General features: G+C 56.4%; 27 protein-coding genes and 1 pseudogene. 21 read left to right on the plus strand and 7 right to left on the minus strand.

Annotated elements, in window-relative coordinates; translation table 11 throughout:
* Positions 1–64: 64 nt before the first annotated feature.
* The 13 genes from ML541_RS07645 to ML541_RS07705 all read left to right on the plus strand — a co-directional run bounded on the left by ML541_RS07645 (position 65) and on the right by ML541_RS07705 (position 12,218).
* The gene (locus ML541_RS07645) at positions 65–1,285 is read left to right on the plus strand and encodes an argininosuccinate synthase (RefSeq protein ID WP_243372085.1); all 1,221 of its coding nucleotides are present in this window, start codon (positions 65–67) and stop codon (positions 1,283–1,285) included.
* A 69-nt stretch (positions 1,286–1,354) separates the two neighbouring features.
* Positions 1,355–1,798, plus strand: a complete 444-nt coding sequence (locus ML541_RS07650; RefSeq protein ID WP_243372086.1) for an NUDIX hydrolase — start codon at positions 1,355–1,357, stop codon at positions 1,796–1,798.
* Positions 1,799–1,868: 70 nt separating this feature from the next.
* Positions 1,869–3,017: a hypothetical protein gene (locus ML541_RS07655; RefSeq protein ID WP_243372087.1), complete on the plus strand. Its 1,149-nt coding sequence runs from the start codon at positions 1,869–1,871 to the stop codon at positions 3,015–3,017.
* Positions 3,018–3,054: 37 nt separating this feature from the next.
* Entirely contained in the window at positions 3,055–4,431 is a 1,377-nt protein-coding gene (gene argH, locus ML541_RS07660; RefSeq protein WP_243372088.1) for an argininosuccinate lyase, read from the plus strand.
* A gap of 133 nt (positions 4,432–4,564) precedes the next feature.
* Positions 4,565–5,311 (plus strand): lipoprotein, encoded by a 747-nt coding sequence (locus ML541_RS07665; protein ID WP_243372089.1) that lies wholly within the window; start codon positions 4,565–4,567, stop codon positions 5,309–5,311.
* A gap of 181 nt (positions 5,312–5,492) precedes the next feature.
* On the plus strand, positions 5,493–6,365 hold the full coding sequence (gene dapA, locus ML541_RS07670) for a 4-hydroxy-tetrahydrodipicolinate synthase (protein WP_243372090.1): 873 nt from the start codon (positions 5,493–5,495) through the stop codon (positions 6,363–6,365).
* Positions 6,366–6,534: 169 nt separating this feature from the next.
* Positions 6,535–7,338: a 4-hydroxy-tetrahydrodipicolinate reductase gene (dapB, locus tag ML541_RS07675; protein ID WP_243372091.1), complete on the plus strand. Its 804-nt coding sequence runs from the start codon at positions 6,535–6,537 to the stop codon at positions 7,336–7,338.
* Positions 7,339–7,346: 8 nt separating this feature from the next.
* Positions 7,347–7,583, plus strand: coding sequence for a type II toxin-antitoxin system Phd/YefM family antitoxin (locus ML541_RS07680; protein ID WP_243372092.1), 237 nt, complete (start codon positions 7,347–7,349; stop codon positions 7,581–7,583).
* Positions 7,580–7,966 (plus strand): type II toxin-antitoxin system VapC family toxin, encoded by a 387-nt coding sequence (locus tag ML541_RS07685; RefSeq protein ID WP_243372093.1) that lies wholly within the window; start codon positions 7,580–7,582, stop codon positions 7,964–7,966. The genes ML541_RS07680 and ML541_RS07685 overlap by 4 nt, the downstream gene beginning before the upstream one ends.
* A gap of 21 nt (positions 7,967–7,987) precedes the next feature.
* Positions 7,988–9,220: an LL-diaminopimelate aminotransferase gene (locus ML541_RS07690; protein WP_243372094.1), complete on the plus strand. Its 1,233-nt coding sequence runs from the start codon at positions 7,988–7,990 to the stop codon at positions 9,218–9,220.
* Between the two features lie 121 nt (positions 9,221–9,341).
* Positions 9,342–10,292 (plus strand): ABC-three component system protein, encoded by a 951-nt coding sequence (locus ML541_RS07695; protein ID WP_243372095.1) that lies wholly within the window; start codon positions 9,342–9,344, stop codon positions 10,290–10,292.
* Positions 10,261–10,521: an ABC-three component system middle component 6 gene (locus ML541_RS07700; protein ID WP_347710790.1), complete on the plus strand. Its 261-nt coding sequence runs from the start codon at positions 10,261–10,263 to the stop codon at positions 10,519–10,521. Before ML541_RS07695 ends, ML541_RS07700 begins: the two co-directional genes overlap by 32 nt.
* Positions 10,518–12,218, plus strand: coding sequence for a DUF2326 domain-containing protein (locus ML541_RS07705; protein WP_243372097.1), 1,701 nt, complete (start codon positions 10,518–10,520; stop codon positions 12,216–12,218). Before ML541_RS07700 ends, ML541_RS07705 begins: the two co-directional genes overlap by 4 nt.
* 61 nt (positions 12,219–12,279) lie before the next feature.
* On the opposite strand, the gene ML541_RS07710 is transcribed toward ML541_RS07705, so the two are convergent.
* Positions 12,280–13,185, minus strand: coding sequence for a HipA domain-containing protein (locus ML541_RS07710; RefSeq protein WP_347710793.1), 906 nt, complete (start codon positions 13,183–13,185; stop codon positions 12,280–12,282).
* Here ML541_RS07710 and ML541_RS07715 point away from each other — a divergent pair.
* Positions 13,105–13,326 carry a hypothetical protein gene (locus ML541_RS07715; protein ID WP_243372330.1) on the plus strand — a complete coding sequence of 74 codons (222 nt, stop codon included), beginning with the start codon at positions 13,105–13,107 and terminating at the stop codon, positions 13,324–13,326. The two genes, ML541_RS07710 and ML541_RS07715, sit on opposite strands and share 81 nt — an antisense overlap.
* 15 nt (positions 13,327–13,341) lie before the next feature.
* Here ML541_RS07715 and ML541_RS07720 read toward each other — a convergent pair.
* From ML541_RS07720 to ML541_RS07730, 3 genes and pseudogenes are all read right to left on the minus strand, one after another.
* Positions 13,342–13,590, minus strand: a pseudogene (locus tag ML541_RS07720) (HipA N-terminal domain-containing protein); the annotation flags it as partial.
* Positions 13,590–13,961 carry a helix-turn-helix transcriptional regulator gene (locus ML541_RS18965; RefSeq protein WP_243372098.1) on the minus strand — a complete coding sequence of 124 codons (372 nt, stop codon included), beginning with the start codon at positions 13,959–13,961 and terminating at the stop codon, positions 13,590–13,592. The gene ML541_RS18965 and the pseudogene ML541_RS07720, both read right to left, overlap by 1 nt.
* A gap of 265 nt (positions 13,962–14,226) precedes the next feature.
* Positions 14,227–15,546, minus strand: coding sequence for a diaminopimelate decarboxylase (locus tag ML541_RS07730; protein WP_243372099.1), 1,320 nt, complete (start codon positions 15,544–15,546; stop codon positions 14,227–14,229).
* Positions 15,547–15,795: 249 nt separating this feature from the next.
* Here ML541_RS07730 and tsaA point away from each other — a divergent pair, with 249 nt between their 5' ends.
* From tsaA to ML541_RS07760, 7 genes are all read left to right on the plus strand, one after another.
* Positions 15,796–16,314, plus strand: a complete 519-nt coding sequence (gene tsaA, locus ML541_RS07735) for a tRNA (N6-threonylcarbamoyladenosine(37)-N6)-methyltransferase TrmO (RefSeq protein ID WP_243372100.1) — start codon at positions 15,796–15,798, stop codon at positions 16,312–16,314.
* A gap of 60 nt (positions 16,315–16,374) precedes the next feature.
* A complete protein-coding gene (locus ML541_RS07740) occupies positions 16,375–16,653 on the plus strand; it encodes an Imm27 family immunity protein (RefSeq protein WP_243372101.1) in 279 nt (92 codons plus the stop codon).
* A 40-nt stretch (positions 16,654–16,693) separates the two neighbouring features.
* On the plus strand, positions 16,694–17,158 hold the full coding sequence (locus ML541_RS07745) for a YaiI/YqxD family protein (RefSeq protein WP_243372102.1): 465 nt from the start codon (positions 16,694–16,696) through the stop codon (positions 17,156–17,158).
* Between the two features lie 11 nt (positions 17,159–17,169).
* Entirely contained in the window at positions 17,170–17,700 is a 531-nt protein-coding gene (locus ML541_RS07750) for a YaeQ family protein (RefSeq protein ID WP_243372103.1), read from the plus strand.
* Positions 17,701–17,768: 68 nt separating this feature from the next.
* On the plus strand, positions 17,769–17,897 hold the full coding sequence (locus ML541_RS18890; RefSeq protein ID WP_279342397.1) for a DnaJ family domain-containing protein: 129 nt from the start codon (positions 17,769–17,771) through the stop codon (positions 17,895–17,897).
* 7 nt (positions 17,898–17,904) lie between these two features.
* Positions 17,905–18,141, plus strand: coding sequence for a DnaJ family domain-containing protein (locus ML541_RS07755; protein ID WP_279342398.1), 237 nt, complete (start codon positions 17,905–17,907; stop codon positions 18,139–18,141).
* Between the two features lie 193 nt (positions 18,142–18,334).
* Entirely contained in the window at positions 18,335–18,742 is a 408-nt protein-coding gene (locus ML541_RS07760; protein ID WP_243372104.1) for a hypothetical protein, read from the plus strand.
* A 74-nt stretch (positions 18,743–18,816) separates the two neighbouring features.
* On the opposite strand, the gene polX is transcribed toward ML541_RS07760, so the two are convergent.
* From polX to ML541_RS07775, 3 genes are all read right to left on the minus strand, one after another.
* Positions 18,817–20,556 (minus strand): DNA polymerase/3'-5' exonuclease PolX, encoded by a 1,740-nt coding sequence (gene polX, locus ML541_RS07765; RefSeq protein WP_243372105.1) that lies wholly within the window; start codon positions 20,554–20,556, stop codon positions 18,817–18,819.
* 563 nt (positions 20,557–21,119) lie between these two features.
* Positions 21,120–21,470: a PAS domain-containing protein gene (locus ML541_RS07770; RefSeq protein WP_243372106.1), complete on the minus strand. Its 351-nt coding sequence runs from the start codon at positions 21,468–21,470 to the stop codon at positions 21,120–21,122.
* Between the two features lie 6 nt (positions 21,471–21,476).
* Positions 21,477–22,550: an aldo/keto reductase gene (locus ML541_RS07775; RefSeq protein ID WP_243372107.1), complete on the minus strand. Its 1,074-nt coding sequence runs from the start codon at positions 22,548–22,550 to the stop codon at positions 21,477–21,479.
* Positions 22,551–22,561: the final 11 nt, after the last annotated feature.

Consider the following 22,561-nt stretch of genomic DNA (forward strand, 5'->3'; position numbering starts at 1 on the left):
AAAAATTGCTCGTTTGATTATAAAAATTAAGCTAAGAAAACGAGATGGAAAAGGAGATATGTGAATGGCTAAGCAAGAAGTGAAGAAGATTGTCCTTGCCTACTCCGGCGGACTGGATACCTCCATCATCCTCAAGTGGCTGAAGAATGAGTATGGCTGCCAAGTAATCACCTTTTCCGCCGATCTGGGGCAGGGGGACGAACTGGCACCGATCCGGGAGAAGGCTTTTGCCACCGGCGCGGACAAGGTCTACATTGACGACCTGAAAGAGGAGTTCGTCCGCGACTTCGTCTTCCCCATGTTCCGGGCCAATGCCATCTACGAGGGGCACTACCTGCTTGGTACCTCCATTGCCCGGCCGCTTATCGCCAAACGGCAGATGGAGATCGCCAAGATCGAAGGTGCCGACGCCGTTTCCCACGGCGCCACCGGCAAGGGCAACGACCAGGTCCGCTTCGAACTGGGCTACTATCACTTCAATCCGGCCATCACCGTCATCGCTCCCTGGAGGGACTGGAAGCTGAACAGCCGCCAGGCACTGGTCAACTATGCCAAGAAGAACGGCATCCCCATCCCTGTCACCAAAAAGCGCCCCTGGTCCTCCGACCGCAACCTGCTCCATATCTCCTTCGAGGGAGGCATCCTGGAGGATACCTGGGCCGAGCCGCCCGAGAACATGTTCGTCCTGACGAAAGCCCCGGAAAAGGCCCCCAACAAGCCCCAGTACGTGGAGATAGAGTTCAAGAACGGCAATGCAGTTGCCGTTGACGGCAAGAAAATGTCCCCTGCCGAGCTCCTGGCCCACCTCAACTACATCGGCGGCGAGCACGGCATTGGCCGGGTCGATCTCCTGGAGAACCGCTCCGTGGGAATGAAATCCCGCGGCGTTTATGAGACTCCGGGGGGCACCATCCTCCGCGAGGCGCACATGGCGGTGGAGCAGATCACCATGGACCGTGAGGTGATGCGGGTCCGCGACTCCCTCATTCCCGAATACGCCCGGATGGTCTATGCCGGTTACTGGTTCTCTCCCGAGCGGGAGATGCTCCAGACCCTCATCGATGACTCCCAGAAAACGGTCAACGGCGTTGCCAGGCTCAAGCTCTACAAAGGACACTGCCGCACCGTCGGCCGCAAATCCGAGACCAACTCCCTCTTCAACCTGGATTTTGCCACCTTCGAAAAGGACCAAGTATACAACCAGAAGGACGCGGAAGGCTTCATCAAGCTTAACTCGCTCCGGCTGCGTATCCGCTCACTGCAGGCTGCGGCAAAGAAGAAATAATAGCGGCTGCAACGGCCATGATGGATCGATCTGTAGGGGCACAGCAATAGCGTGCCCCTACCGTCTTATATGCTGAAACGAAAGTACAAAAAAGAACATATCGTCACCTCGGTGGTGGCGGTCATTGTCGATGACGACGAGCGGGTGTTGCTGACCAAACGGAACATCCCCCCGTTCATGGACCAGTGGGTCATGCCCGGCGGCCAGATTGACCTGGGGGAGCCGATGCTGGAGGCCCTGCACCGGGAAGTGATGGAGGAAGTCGGCCTGGAGGTGGAGGTGGTGGGGCTGGTGGATGTCTTCGAACACCTGACTCCCGGTCCCCACAACAGCCATTTCGTCATCCTCTATTACCGCTGTCGCCCCCTCTACTGCGATACTACCCACAACCCCGCAGAGGTGGCCGAAGCCCGCTGGGTGCCCAGAAAAGATCTGTCCCGCTATGACATGCCCGACGGCACCCGCTTTATCCTCGGCAAGATCTTTCCAGAGTTATGTAGCTGTGTCGTCTAGTTAAACCTGTTTCGTTTCTATCGACGACCAATCTGCTGAAACCGCATTATCCCCATTCCATTGGGTTTATATGGTCCAGATCATCGACAAAAAGGTCAACCTGGAGTTCCCCCAGGGTCATCACCTCCATTGCCTGATCGCCCAGGTTCCCAACCACCTGCGGCGCGTTGAGTGCGGCTTTGCCTTGACCGACCCGGAAGAGAAATGGACCCAGGTCCGCGCCATCCTTGACCTGATCAGTGTCGGCGAAGGAAACCTGAAAAAGCTCCATTTCCTGGTGCTGCCCGAGGCGAGCATCCCCTTCGGCCGATTCGACGAGATGCTGGGCATTCTTGACAAGGATTTCCGCCCCAACACGGTCACCATCTTCGGTGTGGAGCACGTTCGTCTCAAAGTTTATCGGGATCTCCTGGAGCGCTTCAGGGAGGACAACCTTGAGGCGATCGAGCTGGTGGACCGGGACATCGACTCCGGGGACATCCTGGAGATGCCGGTCAACTGGTGCTGTATCGTCGTCAAGGAGGCGAGCGGCAAACTGCGGGTCTTTCTTGAGGCCAAGTCCCACCCTTTCCACGGGGAGGAGTTTCTCGACAAGTACCACGACCTGTATCGCGGCCGTCACTTCTACCTCTTCCGCAGCCGCCCGTCCTGTTTCAACTTCATGGCCCTGATCTGCCTGGACTACATCTATCGGGACCTCTATGCTTCAAACATCAAGCAGATCATCGACTATGCAGACCGCCTCTTCTTCAGCACTAAGCAGGGGCTGGACGCCCTGTTCGTCATCCAGTGCAATCCGAAACCTGAGCACCGGGCCTACTTTGATGTGATCAGCGGCTTCTACGGTGAATATCTGGAGGACACGCCCGGGGTGCGGGAGACCGTCTCGGTCTTTGCTAACAGCTCCGACGAGACCAGCCTGGAGGGGCTTGTTTCCCAGGCACCATACGGCAATTCGTTCGTCGTCATGAACAAGCAGTACAAGCTGGGAAAGATCCAGCACCCTGAGTTCGTCACCGACAACTTCAACGGCGCCCCGGTCTGCCGGTTGCGCTTCGGCACCGGGACCCGCCTTTACTATATCAATCTCCCCCTTTACCACGAACTGGATCCCCGCACCAGCAGGATCCCTCTCAAGGTGCATGTGGTGATGGGCTGGATCGACGGCAAGTGGGCCAAGATCCAGGGGGGCGAGATGGTGACGGCTGTGACCGGCTGACGCCATTCATGCATTACTTAACATTCAGGAGAGACAGATGAGCAAAGACAAACTGTGGGGTGGCCGTTTCACCCAGCCCACCGACAAATTCGTCGAGGAATTCACCGCATCCATCGATTTCGACAAGCGCCTCTATCACCAGGACATCCGCGGCTCCATCGCCCATGCCCGAATGCTGGGCAAACAGCAGATCATCCCCATGGAGGACGTGGAGCTGATCGTCAGTGGCCTGCAGGAAATCCTCGAACAGATCGAGGCGGGGAAGTTCGATTTTTCCATCTCCCTGGAAGACATCCATATGAATATCGAGTCGCGGCTGTCTGCGAAGATCGGCGAAGCGGGCAAACGCCTCCATACCGGCCGTTCCCGCAACGACCAGGTCGCCTTGGACATCCGCCTCTATCTCAGGGACGAGCTGGTAGGAATCAGCGCCTATCTGGACCTGCTGGTGGATTCCCTGCTTGGCCAGGCGGAAAAGAACATCAACGTGATTATGCCCGGCTACACTCACCTGCAGACCGCCCAGCCCATCCTCTTCGCCCACCACATGCTCGCTTACGTGGAGATGTTCAAACGGGACAAGGGGCGCATGGAGGATTGCCTGAAGCGAGCCAACGTGCTGCCCTTGGGGGCCGGTGCCCTGGCCGGGACCACCTTCCCCATCGACCGGGAGCACGTGGCTGAGCTGCTCGACTTCCCGGAGGTGACCCGCAACTCCCTGGACTCGGTCTCTGACCGTGACTTTGCCCTGGAGTTCCTGTCTGCCAGTTCGATCCTGATGATGCACCTCTCCCGTCTCTCTGAGGAACTGATCCTCTGGTCCACCAGCGAGTTCAAGTTCATCGAGCTTTCCGACGGCTTCTGCACCGGCTCTTCAATCATGCCCCAGAAGAAGAACCCTGACGTTCCGGAACTGGTGCGGGGCAAGACCGGCCGGGTTTATGGCAACCTGATGGCGCTCCTCACAGTGATGAAATCGCTGCCCTTGGCCTACAACAAGGACATGCAGGAAGACAAGGAACCGCTCTTCGACACCATTGACACGGTCAAGGGATCACTCAAGATCTTTGCCGACATGATCCGTGAGATGCGGGTCAACACCGAAAATATGCGCAACGCCGCGGCCAAGGGTTTTTCCACCGCCACCGACGTGGCCGATTACCTGGTGCGCAAGGGGATGCCCTTTCGCGATGCCCACGAGGTGGTGGGGAAATCGGTTGCCTACTGCGTCGCCAACAGCAAGGATCTGCCGGAATTGACCATCGACGAATGGAAAACCTTCTCCCACATGATCGATGAAGACATTTACGCGGCCATCACCCTGGAGGCGAGCGTCAATGCGCGGCGGGCAACGGGGGGGACGTCGCTGGACGGGGTGAGAAAGGAAATTACCAGGATTCGTGCTGGTAAATAAGACGGCTGTGGCTTTTTGCCAATTTCGGCGTTACCCGACGTCATCCTCTTGTGCGGCGTAGCGCTGCTACGCCTCCGCGGGATTCCTTTGGCGCCTTGAAATTGACTAAAAATCCGCAGCCGGTAGGTTGAGAATGAAAACCTTATTTTTTTCTATTGTTATATTTTTTCTGCTTGCCGGTTGCGGCAAGAAGGGACCGCTGGTGCCGCCGGAGGCGCTGGTGCCGGCGGCGGTGAATAATCTGGCCGTAGCTCAGAAGGGAGAGTATTTCCAGCTCTCCTGGTCTGCGCCAACTAAGGAAATGGGTGGCAAGCGTCTGGCTGATCTGGCCGGTTTTGAACTCTTCCGCCGCCAGGTGCTGCCCCCTGGAGAGGACTGCGAACAGTGTCCATCTGCCTATCTCCTCCTGAAAACGGTGGATCTGGAGTACCTGCAGGGGGTGGAGCGAGTCGGCAATCTCCTGATTACCAACGACAATGGTGTGGATACGGGCAGGACCTACCAGTACAAGGTCATCTCCCGCAAGAAGGACGGCACACCCAGCCCGGAGTCAAATAAGGTTCGCCGCCGGAAGGTCCAGCCTCCCCAGCCGCCTGTGGTGAGGGCCGTATCCCAGGCAACTGGCATTATTCTAGCGATCACTCCGCCACAAGAAACTACCATCGTTGGTTACAATATTTATCGCAGCCGGCAGGGAGAGTCACTGGTGCCGCTCCCCATCAACGATAAGCCTGTCACCGGCACGAGTTTCGAAGATCTGCGGGTGCAGCGTGGTGTGACCTATCGCTATACGGTACGTACTGTTGCCACGGTTGCCGGAGAAGCAGTTGAGAGTCTCCCTTCGAATGAGGTGGCCGGCGCTTTGACGGAGCCTGAATAGAGGTGGCCTTCAATCTGCTGATATAACGTCGTTTATTTTGACTTTTCCCCTCCCGTATGTTAAAAATACCCACTTTTGTCGTTTTCTATCCCTTACTCGATTCTAAAAATCCATTTCAGTGGGCAAGATCTTGCCCTGATGCGGCAGACACACCCCGGTCTGACCCAAACGGAGGATGCATATGTTCAAAGGAAGCATTGTCGCCATTGTCACCCCATTCAAAAACGGTGTGGTCGATGAAGAGAAACTGAGGGAACTGGTAGAGTTCCAGATTGCCGGGGGTACCGATGCCATCGTCCCCTGCGGCACCACCGGGGAGTCCTCCACCCTTGATTACGAGGAGCATGACCGTGTCATCGAGATCGTTGTCCAGCAGGTGAACAAGCGGGTTCCTGTCATTGCCGGCACAGGCTCCAACTCCACCCGCGAGGCTATCGAGATGACCGAGCATGCCAAACAGCTCGGCGCTGACGGTGCCCTCCTTGTCACCCCCTACTATAACAAGCCGACCCAGGAAGGGCTCTACCGGCACTATATGGCCGTTGCCGATGCGGTGGCGCTTCCACAGATCCTGTACAACGTACCGGGGCGCACCGGCGTGAACCTGTTGCCGGAAACAGTGGCACGACTCGCCGAGCACAAGAACATCGTTGCCATCAAGGAGGCGACCGGCTCCCTGCAGCAGGCCTCTGAAGTGCTGGCCCTGTGTGGCGACAAGATCGATGTCCTCTGCGGCGACGACTTCATCACCTTCCCCATGATGGCCTGCGGCGCCAAGGGGGTCATCTCCGTGGTCGCCAACATCATGCCGAAAGAGGTGGCCGCCCTGGTGGATGCCTTCTTTGCCGGTAAGATGGAAGAGGCCCGTCAGTGGCACCTGAAGCTGTTGAAGATCTCCAACGCCATGTTCATCGAGAGCAATCCGGTGCCGGTGAAGACAGCGGTCGGCCTGATGGGCAAATGCAGCGATGAAGTGAGGCTGCCGCTGGCAACCATGGCGGCTGCCAATAAAGAGAAGCTGGTAGCAGTCATGAAGGAATACAAGTTGATTTAGACGGACAATGCTTTTCCGCCCTGCCTGCGTAGTCTGCGGGTTTCCTTGTGCGGCGTGGCGCTGTTTATGCCCTCCTGGGTACCACGCCTCCGCGCAATCCCTTGACAGCCTTGCCAGGACGAAAAATCCTTGCCCGGTAGGTTAAACTTAAAACCCAGGAGAGTCCAAGATGGTAAAGGTTGCCGTTTGTGGTGCTGCCGGTCGTATGGGTCAGCGCATTATTGTTGCTATTACTGAAGCTGACGGGGCTGTTCTTTCCGGTGCCCTGGAGCGCCAGGGGCATCCCCTGGTCGGCCAGGATGCGGGGCTTCTTGCCGGCTGCGGCGAACTGCAGGTGAAGATCAACGATGACCTCAATGCCGTCGTTGAGGGCTGCGATGTGCTGATCGACTTCACCACCCCAAAGGTGTCCCTGAAGAACCTGGAAGCCTGTGCCCTGAAGAAGAAGGCGATCGTCATCGGCTCCACCGGCTTCACCCCCGAGGAGCGGGCGCTGGCTGCCGAACTGGCGAAAGACATTCCAGCGGTGCTCGCCCCAAACATGAGTGTCGGCGTCAACGTCTGCTTCAAGGTTTTGAAAGACGTGGCCAAGACCCTGGGGGACGATTTCGATGTGGAGATCGTCGAGCTGCACCACAACAAAAAGAAGGATTCCCCTTCCGGGACCGCGGTGCGCATGGGTGAGGTGGTGGCCGAGGCCCTCGGGCGAGACTACAACAAAGTGGCCAACTACCACCGCGAAGGGATCTGCGGCGAGCGGACCAAGGAAGAGATCGGCATGCAGACCGTCCGCGGCGGCGACATTATCGGCGAGCACACGGTCTACTTCATCGGCATGGGAGAGCGGATCGAGATCTCCCATCGGGCCATGACCCGGGATATGTTCTCCCGTGGCAGCGTCCGGGCCGCCAAATGGGTGGTGGGTAAAAAGCCGGGGTTGTATGATATGCAGGATGTATTAGGATTACGTTGAGGTGATGTATGAGCATTACCGTTGGAGCATCTGAGGCACGTTCCCATCTGGGTGAACTGTTGGACAAGGTAGAGGCTGGTGTGGATGTTATCATTGCCCGCAAAGGCGAGCCTTTTGCGAAGCTTGTGCCTATCCGCCCCAGAGTTCGCAAACGTTCCCTCGGCTCTGCAAGGGGCAAGATTAAGGTGGCGGAGGACTTTGATGCTCCACTGCCGGACGACATTCTTAATGAGTTTTACAAGTGAAAGCACTGTTAGATACTCATGCTTTCTTGTGGATGCTGCTAGATGATCGTCGACTTTCTCCTCCAGCACGGAAAATTCTTGCCGATAGCAGGAATATCCTGTATTTAAGCAGCGCCAGTACGTGGGAGATTGCAATAAAGTCCCAACTCGGGCGCATTGAGCTTCCTGACGAACCGGAAAAGTTTGTGCTTGAGCAAATTCGCGTTAACGGGATCGAGATGCTCCCAATCACAGTTCGGCACAGCATGGCAACTTTACGCCTGCCACCAATCCACAAAGACCCATTCGATAGAATGCTGATTGCTCAGGCAATCAGCGAGCACCTGCCAATTATAACTGCTGATCCATTGATCCAAAAATATGACGCACATACAGTGTGGTAAAAGTAAGGGGGATTTTCTGTAATGGCGAAAATCAATGATAACTACCTGAAATTGAAAGCAGGCTACCTGTTTCCCGAAATCGGCCGCCGGGTGCGGGCCTTTGCCGAGGCTAACCCCTCTGCCAAGGTCATTCGTCTCGGCATCGGCGACGTTACCCGTCCCCTGGCCCCAGCCGTCATCAAGGCCTTCCACCAGGCGGTGGACGATCTGGCCACCATCGACCAGTTCGCCGGCTATGGCCCGGAGCAGGGCTACGACTGGCTGATCAACGCTATCATTGAGAAGTCTTACAAGCCCCTGGGCGTTTCCCTCAAGACCGAGGAGATGTTCATCTCCGACGGCTCCAAGTGCGACTGCGCCAACATCCTCGATATCTTTGCCCTGGATAACGTGGTAGCCATCGGCGATCCGGTCTACCCGGTCTACAACGACACCAACGTCATGATCGGCCGCACCGGCGAAGCGGATGACAAGGGCTACTACAAGGGGATCGTCTACCTCCCCTGCACCGAAGCCAACGGCTTCATTCCAGAGCTCCCCAAGGAGAAGGTGGACATCATCTACCTCTGCTTCCCCAACAACCCCACCGGCACCGTCGCTTCCAAAGCGGAGCTGAAGAAGTGGGTCGATTACGCCAACGCCAACGACGCGGTGATCTTCTACGACGCGGCCTATGAGGCATTCATCACCGATCCCGCCATCCCCCACTCCATATATGAGATAGAAGGGGCCAAGAAGTGCGCCATCGAGTTCCGCTCCTTCAGTAAGACCGCCGGCTTTACCGGCGTTCGCTGCGGCCTTGTGGTCGTTCCCGAAGAGGTGATGGGTACCACCCCAGACGGCGAGCGTTACAGCTTCAACCGTCTCTGGCTGCGCCGCACCACCACCAAGTTCAATGGCGCCTCCTACCCGGTTCAGCGAGCTGCTGCAGCCGTCTATTCCGACGAGGGCTGGAAGCAGAACAAGGAAATCATCGACTATTACATGGAAAATGCCCGCATTATCCGCGAAGGCTTGAAAGAAGCCGGCCTCACCGTCTACGGTGGCGTCAATGCCCCCTACATCTGGCTGAAGACCCCTGGCGGCATGAGCAGCTGGGACTTCTTCGACAAGCTTTTGACAGAGTGCAACGTGGTGGGGACGCCGGGAAGCGGCTTCGGCCCCAGCGGCGAAGGTTACTTCCGGTTGTCGGCCTTCGGTCATCGGGAGAACGTGATCGAGGCGGTGGAGAGGATAAAGAAGAATTTGAAGTGAGTGAAACTGAAAGGTGGCCAATTAGGCTGCCTTTTGTTTAAGGAAATAGAGCGTAATGTCCCATAATTCAAGTCTTGATTGGCATTGTTGATAATTTGAGTTCTATTTTGAGAGGGAATCTGTGTCTTCACCCCACGAAGATTTCTGGTACAGAACCTTGTTCAAGCTTAGGCTGTATGAAGCCTCCGGGAATGCTTTCCAGAAGCTGTTCAGCGCTGTAATGCAGTATGCGCTGCCTGGATATCAGGCAGTCGCGCCATGGGGCAGCTGGGGAGATGGCGGTAATGACGGCTGGTGTCCGCAAGAAAATCGTTACTTCCAAGTATATGGCCCGGAAGCAACTACAGAGCTGAACACAGTACAAGCAACAGCAAAGGCGATTGACGACTTTGGCAAATTAAAAATCAAGTGGCCGCACGTCGAGCGTTATCACTTTGTCTGCAATGACCGCTATTGCGGCATGCCCGCCCCTATCGGCAATATGCTGCTGGAACTGGCCAAGCAGGAGAAACTACTTGAAGCCACGCCGTTTTCATCGGCTGATCTGACAAACCGGTTCATGAACTTACTGGCTTCGGAAAAGATGGATATAGTATATGGCATACCATCAGAGCTTCCGGACTTTATCGATCCGAACGCAGTCAGTGAACTGCTTACCCACCTCGCGGATAGCGACAGCTCATTACTGCCCCTGCTTGAGAGCGTAAGTCCCGATTTTCATGCCAAGATAGCCTTGAACGGGATCAAATCGCCTGTTACGGAACATCTGAGCTTCTATTTTTATCAGGTTGCCGACGTGGATAGATTCTTGAGTGCCAGAGATACTGGTCTTGCCCAAAAAATCGCCATTGAAATCAATGCGCTGTATCAGCAGAGTAAAGATGTCATTCCTGACTCTGCTGACGCACCGAATGAACGCTATGTCTGGCTGGTCGATAGCCTCATTCCGTCATCAATTCCACACCATCCTCATACCATGAAGGCCTATCGCCAAGCTGCTCAGGTTATCATTGCCAAATATTTTGAAACGTGTGACGCTTATGAGCATCCAAACAGCATTAATCCCTCATAAGCACGTCCGCTTCAGCGATTCGATAATCGGCCTGTCCGGTTATCTGCGCCGAATCTTGGTGGAGCCGCGTACGCTGGACGAACTCTGGGCACAGATAGACCGGGATGCCTCCGGCTGGCAGTCCCGCCCCTCGTTCACTCATATGGTGCTGGCGGTGGATGTGTTGTATGCTATCGGTGCGGTGCAATTGGTGGGTGATGGCCGCATAACATCGGAGCAGGCACAATGAAACTTATCGAGCTCGCGGCAAATCAGAGATCGTTTAAAACGATCCGCTTCAATCCCACAGGGTTGACCCTCATCGTCGGCGACAGTTCCCATGACCGGAAGGATGGGAGCAGTAATGGAGTCGGCAAGACCTTGGCACTGAAGCTGGTGCATCACTGCCTTGGAGCCACTTTGGACAGCAAACTGAAAACGGCGATTCCCGAATGGGTATTTTCCCTTGAGTTCAGCATTAACGGTACAGATCACCTGATTGAACGGAGCGCCGACGGTAAAAAGCTGGCGCTTGACGAAAGGACGATCCAGCCCAAAAAGCTTCTGGAGTGGCTGAACGCATCCGGGGTATTCCGACTTGATCAGGAACTGCCGGGCCTCTCTTTCAGGTCACTGATCACACGGTTCGGGCGTCGCTCCCTCAAGGATTGCGTGGATCCAATTGTTACATCACGGGAAACAGATTTTGACGGCCTGTTGCGCAGCTTGTATCTCTTGGGTGCTGAGTGCCAGCTGGTGGCTGACAAGAAATCGCACAAGAACAGAATTGATGAACTGAAAAGGAACCTGAAAAGCTGGAGTACCGACCACGTATTGCGTGACATGTTCAGGGCTGGTAACCAGCCCAAGGTTCGCGCCGATTGGCTCGACAAGGAAATCCCCCGGCTCAAGGCAGATCTCGCCCGGTTCCGGGTGGCCGAGGATTACCGGGCCGTCGAGCTTGAGTCGGGCGAACTGACTAGTGAACTGCGGGAGATCGAGAAGCAGCTTGCAGTTCTGAAATTTCAGATTGATGGCATCGACAAGGCCCTGGCCAATCAACCGGATATCGGCGCAAATGAACTGCTGGAGTTGTACGCAGGGCTTCAGAATGTCTTCAAGCCGGAGATGCTGGCGCATTTCGAGGCGGTGGAGGAATTTCACAAGTCCCTATCCAGCAATCGCAAAGCTAGGCTGGAAGCAGACAAAATCCGCTTCGACTCGCGCATGAGAGGTTTGGAAAGCGAACACAAAAGAGTTGGCGCAAAGCGGGATCAACTGCTGGCCACGCTTCAAGGGAAAAAGGCGCTGGATGAATACGCAGCCCTGGCGCAGCAGCTTGTGCGCTACGAAGGGGAACGGGAGAAACTGGGAGAATTTCTTGATTTGGTTCACAAGCTCAAGGAACAGGAGCGAACCATTAAAGAGCGAATGATTGAGGATGATCGCAAGGCGGCCGATTATGCGGATACTACCCCTTTACAGGCGGCATCCTGCTATTTTTCCGAACTGGCGGAGCAACTTTATCCCAAAACGCCGGCCGGGATTCTCCTGGAAGCGAATGACGGCAACAACCAGCTTCGCTACAATCTTTCCGTCAATATCGAAGGGGATGAGTCCGACGGCATCAATGCGGCAAGGGTTGTCTGTTTCGATTGGGAATTACTACTCAACGGTGCCAACCACAACTGCGGTTTCCTCTGGCATGACAACCGGCTCTTCGCCCATATGGACCCGAAGCCGAGGGGAGCATGGTTTGCCCATGTCATGGCCACGGCGGCGCAAAATAGTAAGCAGTATGTTGCATCGCTGAATACGGAGAATTATGAGGCGATGAAGGAGTATCTGGTTGATGCCGAGTGGGATCAATTGCGCAGCAGTGTCTCAGTTACATTGCGTGGGGACAGGCCGGAGAACAAGTTGCTGGGGGTACAATTTGGAAAGTAGAAATCAATAGAGAGTTTTTATGATGTATCTCGGGAACCTGGGACATAAACCAAGTGCTCTTTCAACGCTCGTGCCGCTGCGATACTAGCCGATCTCGTGACTGTCGCATCCCGCCAAAGATGCCGGCAGCGATTTCATCTGGGAAATCACCGGGCAATCTGGCCGCTACAGCCGTGATAACGTCGTCCATCCGATCAAGTAGTTCATCGATGATGAGTGTCATCTCCTCATAGGATACGTTGCTTCTCTGGGCTGTGGTCAACAAGTGCCTGTAGCGGATAGAGGCATGTTCGTAATGACGGTTCCTGCCATTGACAGCCATTGCCATTTTCACCCTGCGCGGTTCCAGTTGTCCCTTTGCCACAAGAGGATATGCGGAAAGCACATCATACATCGGGGTTAGAGAAAACTCGCCACCTGGTCGAATGAAAACGCTGAAGTTTTTGGCATGGCCATCAATGGCAGCCAAAAGCCAGAAAAGTAGCTGTGTCTGCATAAATACCCGCCGGTCCCGCAATGCGTCTGCCGATCCGAGCAAAAAGGTCATTATCTCCTGGATGCCGGGGCCGCCGTCACTTTCGTATTTCAATGCTGGAGCTACTCCCAGTGCCTGGCACATATCCTCCTGGGGGAGCCGAATGAGCCACGAACCATCCTCTGCCCAGCGCCGGTCGAATCGCTCTACCACGAGAACTTTTACCCCGTCGAAGGCTTTCATTTCTGCGCTAGCGACCGGAATACCATATTCCCTCAGGATTAGGTGACACAGCCATTCATTCTCGACGCTATCAGAAAGGTCTAGGCCGCTATGGGCAATCGTGCCAATGGGAAGCTTCAGAATGTGACTTGTCGGGGTCACTCCCGAAGGGAGGTGCCACCTGCCATCATGCCAGAGCAAAGCGGCTTTCTCCTGCGCTCCTGCCATAGAAATCCTGAACTCAACATCCGGTCGCATGCCCAACGGCATTGTCCGGTAATTGTTAAGGAGGACCGCTATCTCTTCGTCCGAAACAGGAACGGCTTCTATCCTTCTGACCTCTACAGCCTCCGCATCCCCTGGTATCAACTGCACTGCGCCGACGCAGTCTCGGCCGGCATGCCACAATAGATCAAATGCACGGTTTGACGGAGTACCAAATCTTGTCTGGATACGATTCCTGATCGCTTGGTTATCAGGAAGCAGGTTATCGAAGTAATTTTCTACGATATTTCCAAAATACGGCTCCCTCCGCAGGGGCATGGAAAGAGACAGGGGGCGGCTCACGCCGGAAGTGATCCAGGAGCTATCGTAACCAAATTGAAGGCCTCTGGCAGTACGAGCCAAGGCTCCTACCCTGATGCCATTGAGGTAAACCGCTAGGTTCCTGGGCATTACCACTCATCCCCTTTTAGTTCTTGCTTCTGCCGTGGTTGTACCGCCAGTTCCAGGTCGAGAGCTGCCAGAAGCCGGAACAGGGTATTCAACTCAATGGCAAGCGTTCCGTTTTCGATCTGCGATATTTTGGATTGCACCAGATTGACAGGCTTTCCCACAGCTGCCTGTGTCAATCCCCTTGCTTTGCGTTGCTGGCGAAGTTCCTCTCCCAGTTCTTTTGGAGAACGAATGCTCATAGCTCCTCCATTTATTCCTTTAAAGATATATTTAAAAATTATTCCTTTAAAACGATATTTGCAAGATATATCTTTAAAGTAATATGTGATGTATAACTGTCCCGACATCATTAATAATGCAAAGGCGGCCACATTGGCCGTCTTTGCTGTTTCACTCTCCCTCCTCACCCGCAAGAGCACGTAGCAGTCACTAGCCGACGCATACTTTCGTCAGGGCGGTGGCGAAAAGGGTGTCGATGAAGTCTCGTACCTGCTGCGGGGACTGCTGGCAGCCGTGGTGCCTTGAGCTCGGCTACAACATCCTGAATCACCAATCGAGAGATTCCCAATGACCAAAATAGAAAAGGCCAAGGGGAGGATGTCCCTTGGCCTTTTTGTTTCTGGTCTTAGCGGGCGGCTACAGCTTCACATCCAGCTCATTCTGCACCAGCTGCTCACGCACCTGCTTTTTCCTGATCAGCACCAGTTCGCCGCTCTTGGTTTTCATGACGGCGCCCGGCTTGCGGTGGGAGTTGTAGTTCTCCGGCGACATGCTTTCCGAATAGGCCCCGGTGCCACCGATGACCACGAAATCGCCGATTTCCGGCTCGACGATCAGCACCGGCACGATGTTGCCCTCTTTGTCGAGACGGACCGAGTCGCCACTCTCGCAGCAGCGGCCGACGATACCAAACTCTTTCAGTCCTGCTGTCGGCCTCTGGTCATACTCGCTGGAAAGGAGCGTCCCGTCCTGGCGGACGATGGCGATGGGATGCTCGGACCCGTAGAGGAGCGGCCTGGTCAAAAGTTCCATGCCGCCATCGACGATGAGGAAGTTCATACCATTGGTCAGCTTCTTGTCGATGATCCGGGTGATGATATGGCCCGAGTTGGCCACCACGAAGGTTCCCGGCTCGATCTCCATCCGCAGTTCCCGGCCGGTGGCTGCTTTGAATTCCTCGACCCGCTGCTTGGCATAGGCGCCCAGCGAGGCGATGTCAGCCTGTTTTTCCCCCGGCATCCTGGCAACCTTGAGCCCGCCGCCGAAGCTTACCGTGGTGGCATCGGGGAAATAGCTCTTCACAAAGCCCAGCTCGCGGTCGATGTTTTCCCGCCATTTTTCCGGGTCGCCTCCGGAACCGATGTGGACGTGCACCTGGTTGAAGCGCAGCCCCTGCTCGTCGGCCATTGCTTTGACCTTGGGGACATCGTTCAAGTGGACGCCGAAACAGGAATATTCGCTGCCGGTGTCGCGGGTTGCGCTCTCGCCGCCGCCGGCAGCGCCTGGGTGGACGCGAATCGACAGGTCAACGCTGTTATTCTTGGCAAAGCCGGCAATCAGTTGAAACTGGGTCATAGAGCAGACGTTGTACTTGAGGCCTGCCTGGATCATCGACTCCAGTTCGGCGCGTTCCTCGCCGGCTGGCACCTCCTGGGTGGTGAGCATCATCCGGCTGTAGGGAATTCCTGCGGCATGGGCGCGGGCGGCTTCATCGACGGACGAGCAATCCAGGTCCAGCCCCTTGTTGGTGACGACCCGCAAAATGGTGCGGTCCGAGTTGGCCTTCATGGCATAGCGCACATGGAGGCCGTAGGCGTTGGGCATGTTCAGCAATTGTTCACAGCTGTTTTCTATGTATGCCTGATCATGGAGATAGACCGGAGTTCCCCACTGCTGGGCTATTTTCGGGATGAGCGCTGCATCCAGTTTGGTCGGACCAAAATAATTCATCATCATTCTTTCACCCTCGTAATTTGATATGACACCGCATGCCAAAACCTCTTCAGTATTAAGAGGTGAGCCTTTTCTTTTAACATTTTCTACCGCTGTGACGCAAGTTATCTGTTGAGTTTATGGCATAAGGAGGGCAATACACTTATCTCCATGCGCCGTTTTAATACTTGAAATTTCCTGCTTTAATGAGCAACAATGGGCAGCGTAATATGATTCCTCAGGTAACGAAACCAACCCACTCCAATAAATCTGATGACTGACGATTCCCGTTTTATCTATCGCCCTATTGGCATCCTCAAATCCCCCTATGCACGCCGCATCGACGCCCCCCACCAGAGCACTGTGGTGGCAGGCACTGAAACCGGCAATTTCGCCCTGGCCACGCTGGAGCTGCAGCACTGGCTGGACGAGAAAGTCATTCAGGATTTGAGCGGCTTTGAGAGGCTGTGGCTCATCTTTGCTTTTCATCTGAGCGAAGGCTGGAGAAGCAGTGTAAAACCTCCTCGGGGCGGGCCAAAACGGGGGGTCCTGGCGACCCGCTCTCCCCATCGTCCCAACTCCATAGGCCTGTCGGCGGTGGAACTGGTTACCATCGAAGGTAGGACACTCCATCTCCGCGGTGTGGACCTCCTGGACGGCACACCTGTGCTGGACATCAAACCCTACGTTCCCTATGCCGATGCATTTCCCGAGGCCAGAGCTGGCTGGATAGACGAACTGGATGCACGCCTGGGGCGCAATTCTGCGCCGGGGCCGCGAAAACCCAGGTAGTTGTGTGCGAGCAGGGAATAGGATATATTCAGCCGTCTGTATTTACTGAAGGGAGGACAGATGTTCGAAGAATTGAAACCAGAAGAGAAGGAATTGGTGGGCATGTGGCTCGACCTTGGCCTGAAGGTAACCGGCGATGCCATTGCCGATCGTGTGGAGTGGCTGACTGCAACACGGCTGCAGAAGCTGGCGGAGAAGCCGGAGGAAGGAGCAGAGCTCTACCGTGACCCGCAGGACAACCGCCTCTGGGAGAAGGTGCTTCCCTTTGTCGGCGGACCGCCGACCCTGCGAGTCATTGCCTATGCCGATGCGGCAGCGCGATTCGGTTTTAGCGGGTGAGCCCTGCTGCGAGGTTTCAGGAAGCAGGTGTAGGAGGCCCATGAAGATCTGGATAGACGCAGATGCCTGCCCACGGGCGGTGAAGGATATACTGTTTCGGGCATCGGCCCGACTGCAGGTGCCGCTGTGCCTGGTGGCCAACAAGAGCCTCGCCAAGCATGCGGGCCCGCTGGTGGAGACAATCGTGGTGGAGGAGGGCTTCGACGTGGCCGACGACTATATCGCCTTCCATGCTGCACCGACAGATCTTGTGATCACTGCCGATGTTCCCCTCGCCGCTCGGATCGTCGCCAAAGGGGGAATCGCCCTGGATCCCCGCGGCGAACTCTATATGGAAGAGACTATTGGCGACCGGCTGGCCATGCGCGACCTGCTTTCCGAGCTGCGGGACGGTGGTATGCTCCAGGGGGGCCCGGCCCCGTTTGGACTGCCCGACCGCAATCGATTCGCGTCTGCTCTTGATCGCGTCCTTACGCTTATAATGCGAGGTCAACGACCTAGCTGAGAGATGTTGTTATGGCGTTACCCTCAAAAATCTACAAGGCGGCCATAGAGCTGTCGGACATCGACCGCGGCCGGTACGAAACCCTGCAGGCCACCGTGGCCCAGCACCCGTCGGAGACGGAGGAGCGGCTGGTGGTGCGGCTTCTGGCCTACGCCATCTTCTTTGAGGACGACCTGACCTTTACCAAGGGGCTCTGCGCCGCTGACGAGCCGGACCTCTGGGTAAAAGGGGGCGACGACCGGGTTCAGCTCTGGGTCGAGGTCGGTCTGCCCGATGCTGAGCGGATCATCAAGGCGAGCCGGCATGCAGAAAAGGTCGCCCTGATGGCCTGTGGCCGGGCGCTCACCAACTGGCAACAGCAGCATCTCCCCAAACTGGCCAACATCACAAATCTCACCGTCATTACTATCGACCAGGCATTCCTCGCCAGCCTGGTTGAGCGGCTGGAGCGGTTCATCAACTGGTCGATCACCATCACCGAAGGGGTCTTGTATCTCACCATCGGTGCAGAGACGCTGGAGACGGCAATAAAAAAGCTGTGATTTCGGGAAAAAGAATTGTACGCAACCCTCCCCAGTGGATGGGGGCGCTTTTTGAAGGACTGTGAGCGATGGAAATACTGGCGACAATTGCCGAACGAAAGATCCGGGAATCCATGGAGCGAGGTGAATTCGAGGACCTGGCCGGCAAAGGAAAGCCCCAGGCCATGGATGAGGACCTCTCCTGTGTCCCCCGCTGAGTTGCGCATGGCTTACAAGGTATTGAAGAATGCCGGCTTTGTCCCGCCGGAAGTAACGCTCCGCAACGAGATCGTCAGCCTGCGGGAACTGGTGAACTCCGTTGAGGATGACGAGGAGCGGCGGAAAAAGCAGCGGGAACTGGATTTCAAGCTGCTCAAGCTTTCTATGATGCGCAACCGTCCCTTCAATCTGGATCAGTTTCCCGAGTATCGAGAGAAGGTGGTCGGGAAGCTGGAGGGATGACTCAGGTCACTATCAAGTAATGCCACAGCTGCCAAAACCCGGTCGAAGAAATGCTGTTGCTTTAAACCACACCTGGAAAAGGTGCTGGGGGTCTTACTCCGGCGGCTACCGAAAATAGTGCCACCTGGGGCTGTTGCCCCGACCGCATTTTTTCGGTATAAGGGAAAGCATAACGACCTGACGGAGTTGAAACATGGCCAGAGAGAAAATCAGATTCACCATTACCAGTGCCGATCTGCAGACGGCTTACAGCACCGACTGCTATAAGTGGATCCGGCATCTTGCTGCCAATAATCTGAAGATGGATGACCTCAATCGGCTGATGAGCGGCAAATTCCCGGCCGGCAAGTTGTTCGTCCTGGATATGCTGGAGTTCCTGCGCAAGACCGATCCCCATCTGGACCGCTTCCTGATTAAGCGCAAGGGCATTCACCCGGATGACCACCTCTCCTTCGACTATGCCGCAATCCGCCAATTGCTGAACCAGGAGTTCCCTGAGTTGGTGGCCCAGCTAGCCGGTGCCGACGGCAGAAAAGTGATCAAACGCCGCCCCAGGGAGGTGGACCTGTCGCCGCTGGATTCCTTAACCAGGAAGCGCTGATCAATCGGCCTTTAATGATCCGTAAAATCAAAAAGGCGGCCAACCCGGCCGCCTTTGCTGTTTCTGCGAGGACCTCAAGGTTTACTGAGCTTGCCCGAATTCTTTTTCTTCCTTCCCAAAAGCTCCGGCAGCGATAGCGCGTTCAGCACATTTCCCTTTTCCAGCCATCCCCTGCGGGCAATGGCGACACCATAGGGCAGAAACTCGAAGTTGCTGACCACGTGGGCATCGGTGTTGATGGCCATAGGAATGCCGAGCTCCCTGGCCCTTCGGGCATGGCGGTCGTTCAGGTCAAGGCGGAGCGGATAGGCGTTGATCTCCAGGGCCGTGCCGGTCTCGGCCGCCAGCCGCAGCACCTCATCCATGTCGATCTCGTACGCCTCCCGCTCTCCCAGGACTCGGCCGGTGGGATGGGCGATCATGGTCACCCACGGGTTGCGCATGGCGGCCGCCACCCGGGCGGTGATCTGCTCCTGCGGCTGCTTAAAAGCTGAATGGATCGAGGCGATGACGAAATCCAGCTCCCGCAGCACCTCATCTGGAAAATCGAGGGAACCGTCCGGGAGGATGTCCATCTCCGTGCCGTGCAGCACCCGGAAATCGGGATTCTCCCGGTTGAAGGCGGCGATCTCTTCACGCTGCTCCATGAGCCGCTCCACGGTCAGGCCGCGGGTGACGGCGAGGGATCGGGAATGATCGGTGAGGGCAATGTAGGAAAGCCCGCGCTTTTTGGCCGCGGCGGCCACCTTCTCCAGGGAATGCATGCCGTCGCTCCACCGTGAATGGACGTGCAGATCCCCCCGGATATCTTTGAGATTGATGAGCCGGGGCAAGGCGCCCGACAGGGCCGCCTCCACCTCGCCGCTGTCCTCCCGTAGTTCCGGCGCAATAAACGGCAAGTCCAGGACCCGGTAGACGTCTTCCTCTTCCGCGCCGCCGATGCGCTGGTCGTCTTCAATCCTGAAGATGCCGTACTCGTTGATCTTCAGCCCCTGGCGGACGGCCATGTCCCGCAGGCGCACGTTGTGGTTCTTAGAGCCGGTGAGATAGGCAAGGGCGGCTCCGTAGGATTCCCGCTCCACCACCCGCAGGTCGACCTGGATCCCTTCGGTGACGATTACCGACGACTTGGTCGGTCCCTTCAACAGCACCCGGGTCACCTGGGGAAGGGAGGTAAAGACGGCCATGAGCGCTAGCGGATCGGGGGAGGTGGCGACAATGTCGATGTCCTTCACTGTCTCCTTCCATCGCCTGATGCTGCCGGCCAGCTCGATCCGCTCCACGGGCCCCTGCTTGCGGAGGTTTTCCACCAGGCTGTTGGCCAGGGGCAACACCCTGCCGAGGGGGAAGCGTTCCCGGCCCCTTTTCACCATCTCGATCCCCTTGAGGATGTTTTCCTCACTCTTTTCCCCGAATTTGGGTACAGCCCCGGCCAGCCGGTGCTCGGTGGCGGCCCGTTCCAGGTCGTCGATCCCCTTGACCCCCAGTTTGTCGTAAAGTAGCCGCGCCTTTGCCGGTCCAAGGCCGGGGATAACCAGCAGTTCCAACATTCCCAGCGGTACCTCTTCCTTCAGTTTTTCGTGGGCTTCGATTTTGCCGGTGGCAAGATATTCCTCGATCTTGGCGGCGAAATCCTTGCCGATGCCAGGTATTTCCAGTAGTTCCTTGTGGGAGAGGTTGTCGACCGGTTGCGACAGCCCCTCCAGATTCAGCGCTGCGCGGCGATAAGCCCTGATCCTGAAGATGTCGTAACCCCGGAACTCATGGATGTCGGCAATTTCGGAAAAGATCCGGGCGATCTCGTGATTTCTCATGCTGCACCCCCTCCAATCATTGTAGCAGGTGAGAGGGTGGTCATGATAAGCAGGCGTTAACAAAAAAGATGTTTTTATCTCTTATCATGGTTGACGGTGTCCGGCTTATTGGCTATAAATGAACAACACCCCGCAAATCAGGATTGAAAGGAGACTACGCCATGTGGACTGCAAGATTCCGTATTCGCCCTGTATCCCATTGCAAGGAAGGTTGCCCTAGCTAGCCCGCCAAGTTGATTGGCGGGCGTTACCGGAAAAAAGCCTCTGCGAAAATGCAGGGGCTTTTTTTTGGTTCATCCGGTACTTCCGTGGAAATAAAAGGCAGTCGCGACATCGTCCGTTCGCTCTGTCGCCACAGTTGCGGACCTTGCGGTGCCGCCCGCGTAATAGTGCACAATACTTGAACTTGTTGGTTGCCTCTCCGTTCCACATGCGGCGGGTGTCCGCTCGCCGCTGTAACTCGTCGCTCTCTCCCGATGCCACGACTGCCTTCCCCGGAAATGTCCGATGAACATTTTTTTTGCCGGCAAACCTTCAACTTACATGGATTCCCTTTCCCGCGATTACCCCGCCACCGCCCGGCTTACCATCAGCGCCCCCAGGTAATTCCCCTTTTTATCGCGAACGGCATGGTAGCTGTTCTCGAAGAGCTCCCCCCTGATCTTTGTTTTTTTGCGGTGGAAAAGTTGCCGTCCCGTTCTGAAGGCGCGGAGAAGCTCGGTGACACTATCGCGCAGGCGGGGGGAGTGGATACTGAGCAGGTCCAGACCAAGAAACCTCTCGGCCTTGATGTGGCGTATCCGCTCAGCCGCAGGGTTGATGTAGGCCAGACGGTTGTCGTTGTCGGCAAAGACAATTCCTTCGGCCATGGTGTCGAAAATTGCCCGGTATGTGGCGTCATCGATGCGCATCATGCCACCTCAGTCCTGTCCAGTAGTTGCAACCCCCGCCTGCGGACCCACTGCCGGCGCATCACCGGAGGCCTTCGGTCCCAGCCAGTGGGGGCTGTGGTAGGTACCGTCGAAGGTGTGGCTGGTCTTGTACCGCTCATACTCTCCGTGTCGCGCCGCTTGGGCGGTTTTCGCCAGAAGTGCCGCCACCTGCTCCCTGGAAAGGGGCCTGAAAGTCCGTGCCGCCTTTAGGGCCTGCTGGAGGATATCCAGGGAATCGCAGCCGGTGATGACCACGCTGACGGGGAGGTTCATGGCGTAGTGGAGGCAGTCGATGGGGGGCGCGATCCTGCTCTTGGCGATGTACTCCCCTCCGAGCGGCTTCATTCCAAGGACGCCGATCTTCTGCTTCACCAGTTCCGGCAAGACCTGCTTTTCGAAACTGTTGTAATGGGCGTCCATGACGTTGAGCGGCATCTGCACCGTGTCGAAGCGGAAGTCGTGCTCCCGGGCGATCTTGAGCATCTGCAGGTGGTAGGCGGGGCTCTTATGGCCGGTGAAACCGATGTACCTGATCTTGCCCGCCCTTTTTGCCTCCAGAATCGCCTCCACTGCGCCGCCGGAGGCGAAGACCAAACCGGGATCGGTGCTGCGGATGATCTCATGGAACTGCATCAAGTCTATCCGGTCGGTGCCGAGTCTGCGCAAGGACTCATCGATCTGTCCGGCGGCGGTCTTTTTGTCGCGGCCGTCGATCTTGCTCATGAGAAAGACCTTCTGTCGGTAGCCGTTCTTGAGCGCCTTGCCCATGCGGATTTCGCTCTGGCCGCCGTTATAATCCCAGCAGTTGTCCATGAAGGTGATGCCGTTGTCGATGGCGGTGCGAATGATGCGGATGCTTTCAGCCTCGCTCGGCTGCTTGCCGATGTGGAATCCTCCGAGACCGACGAGGGAAACTATTTCGCCGGTGCGCCCCAGGGTGCGGTAGGGCATCTCGCCGCCGATTGCCGCTTCGAGAGATTTCGGCAGGTACGGCACCAGGCCGGCGGCAAGCGCCGCAGCCATGAACCTCCGGCGTGACAAAGTGAACCGTGTCTTCTCCATGACAGCCCTCC

It is taken from the genome of Geotalea sp. SG265 (assembly GCF_022808985.1).
Taxonomy (GTDB): domain Bacteria; phylum Desulfobacterota; class Desulfuromonadia; order Geobacterales; family Geobacteraceae; genus Geotalea.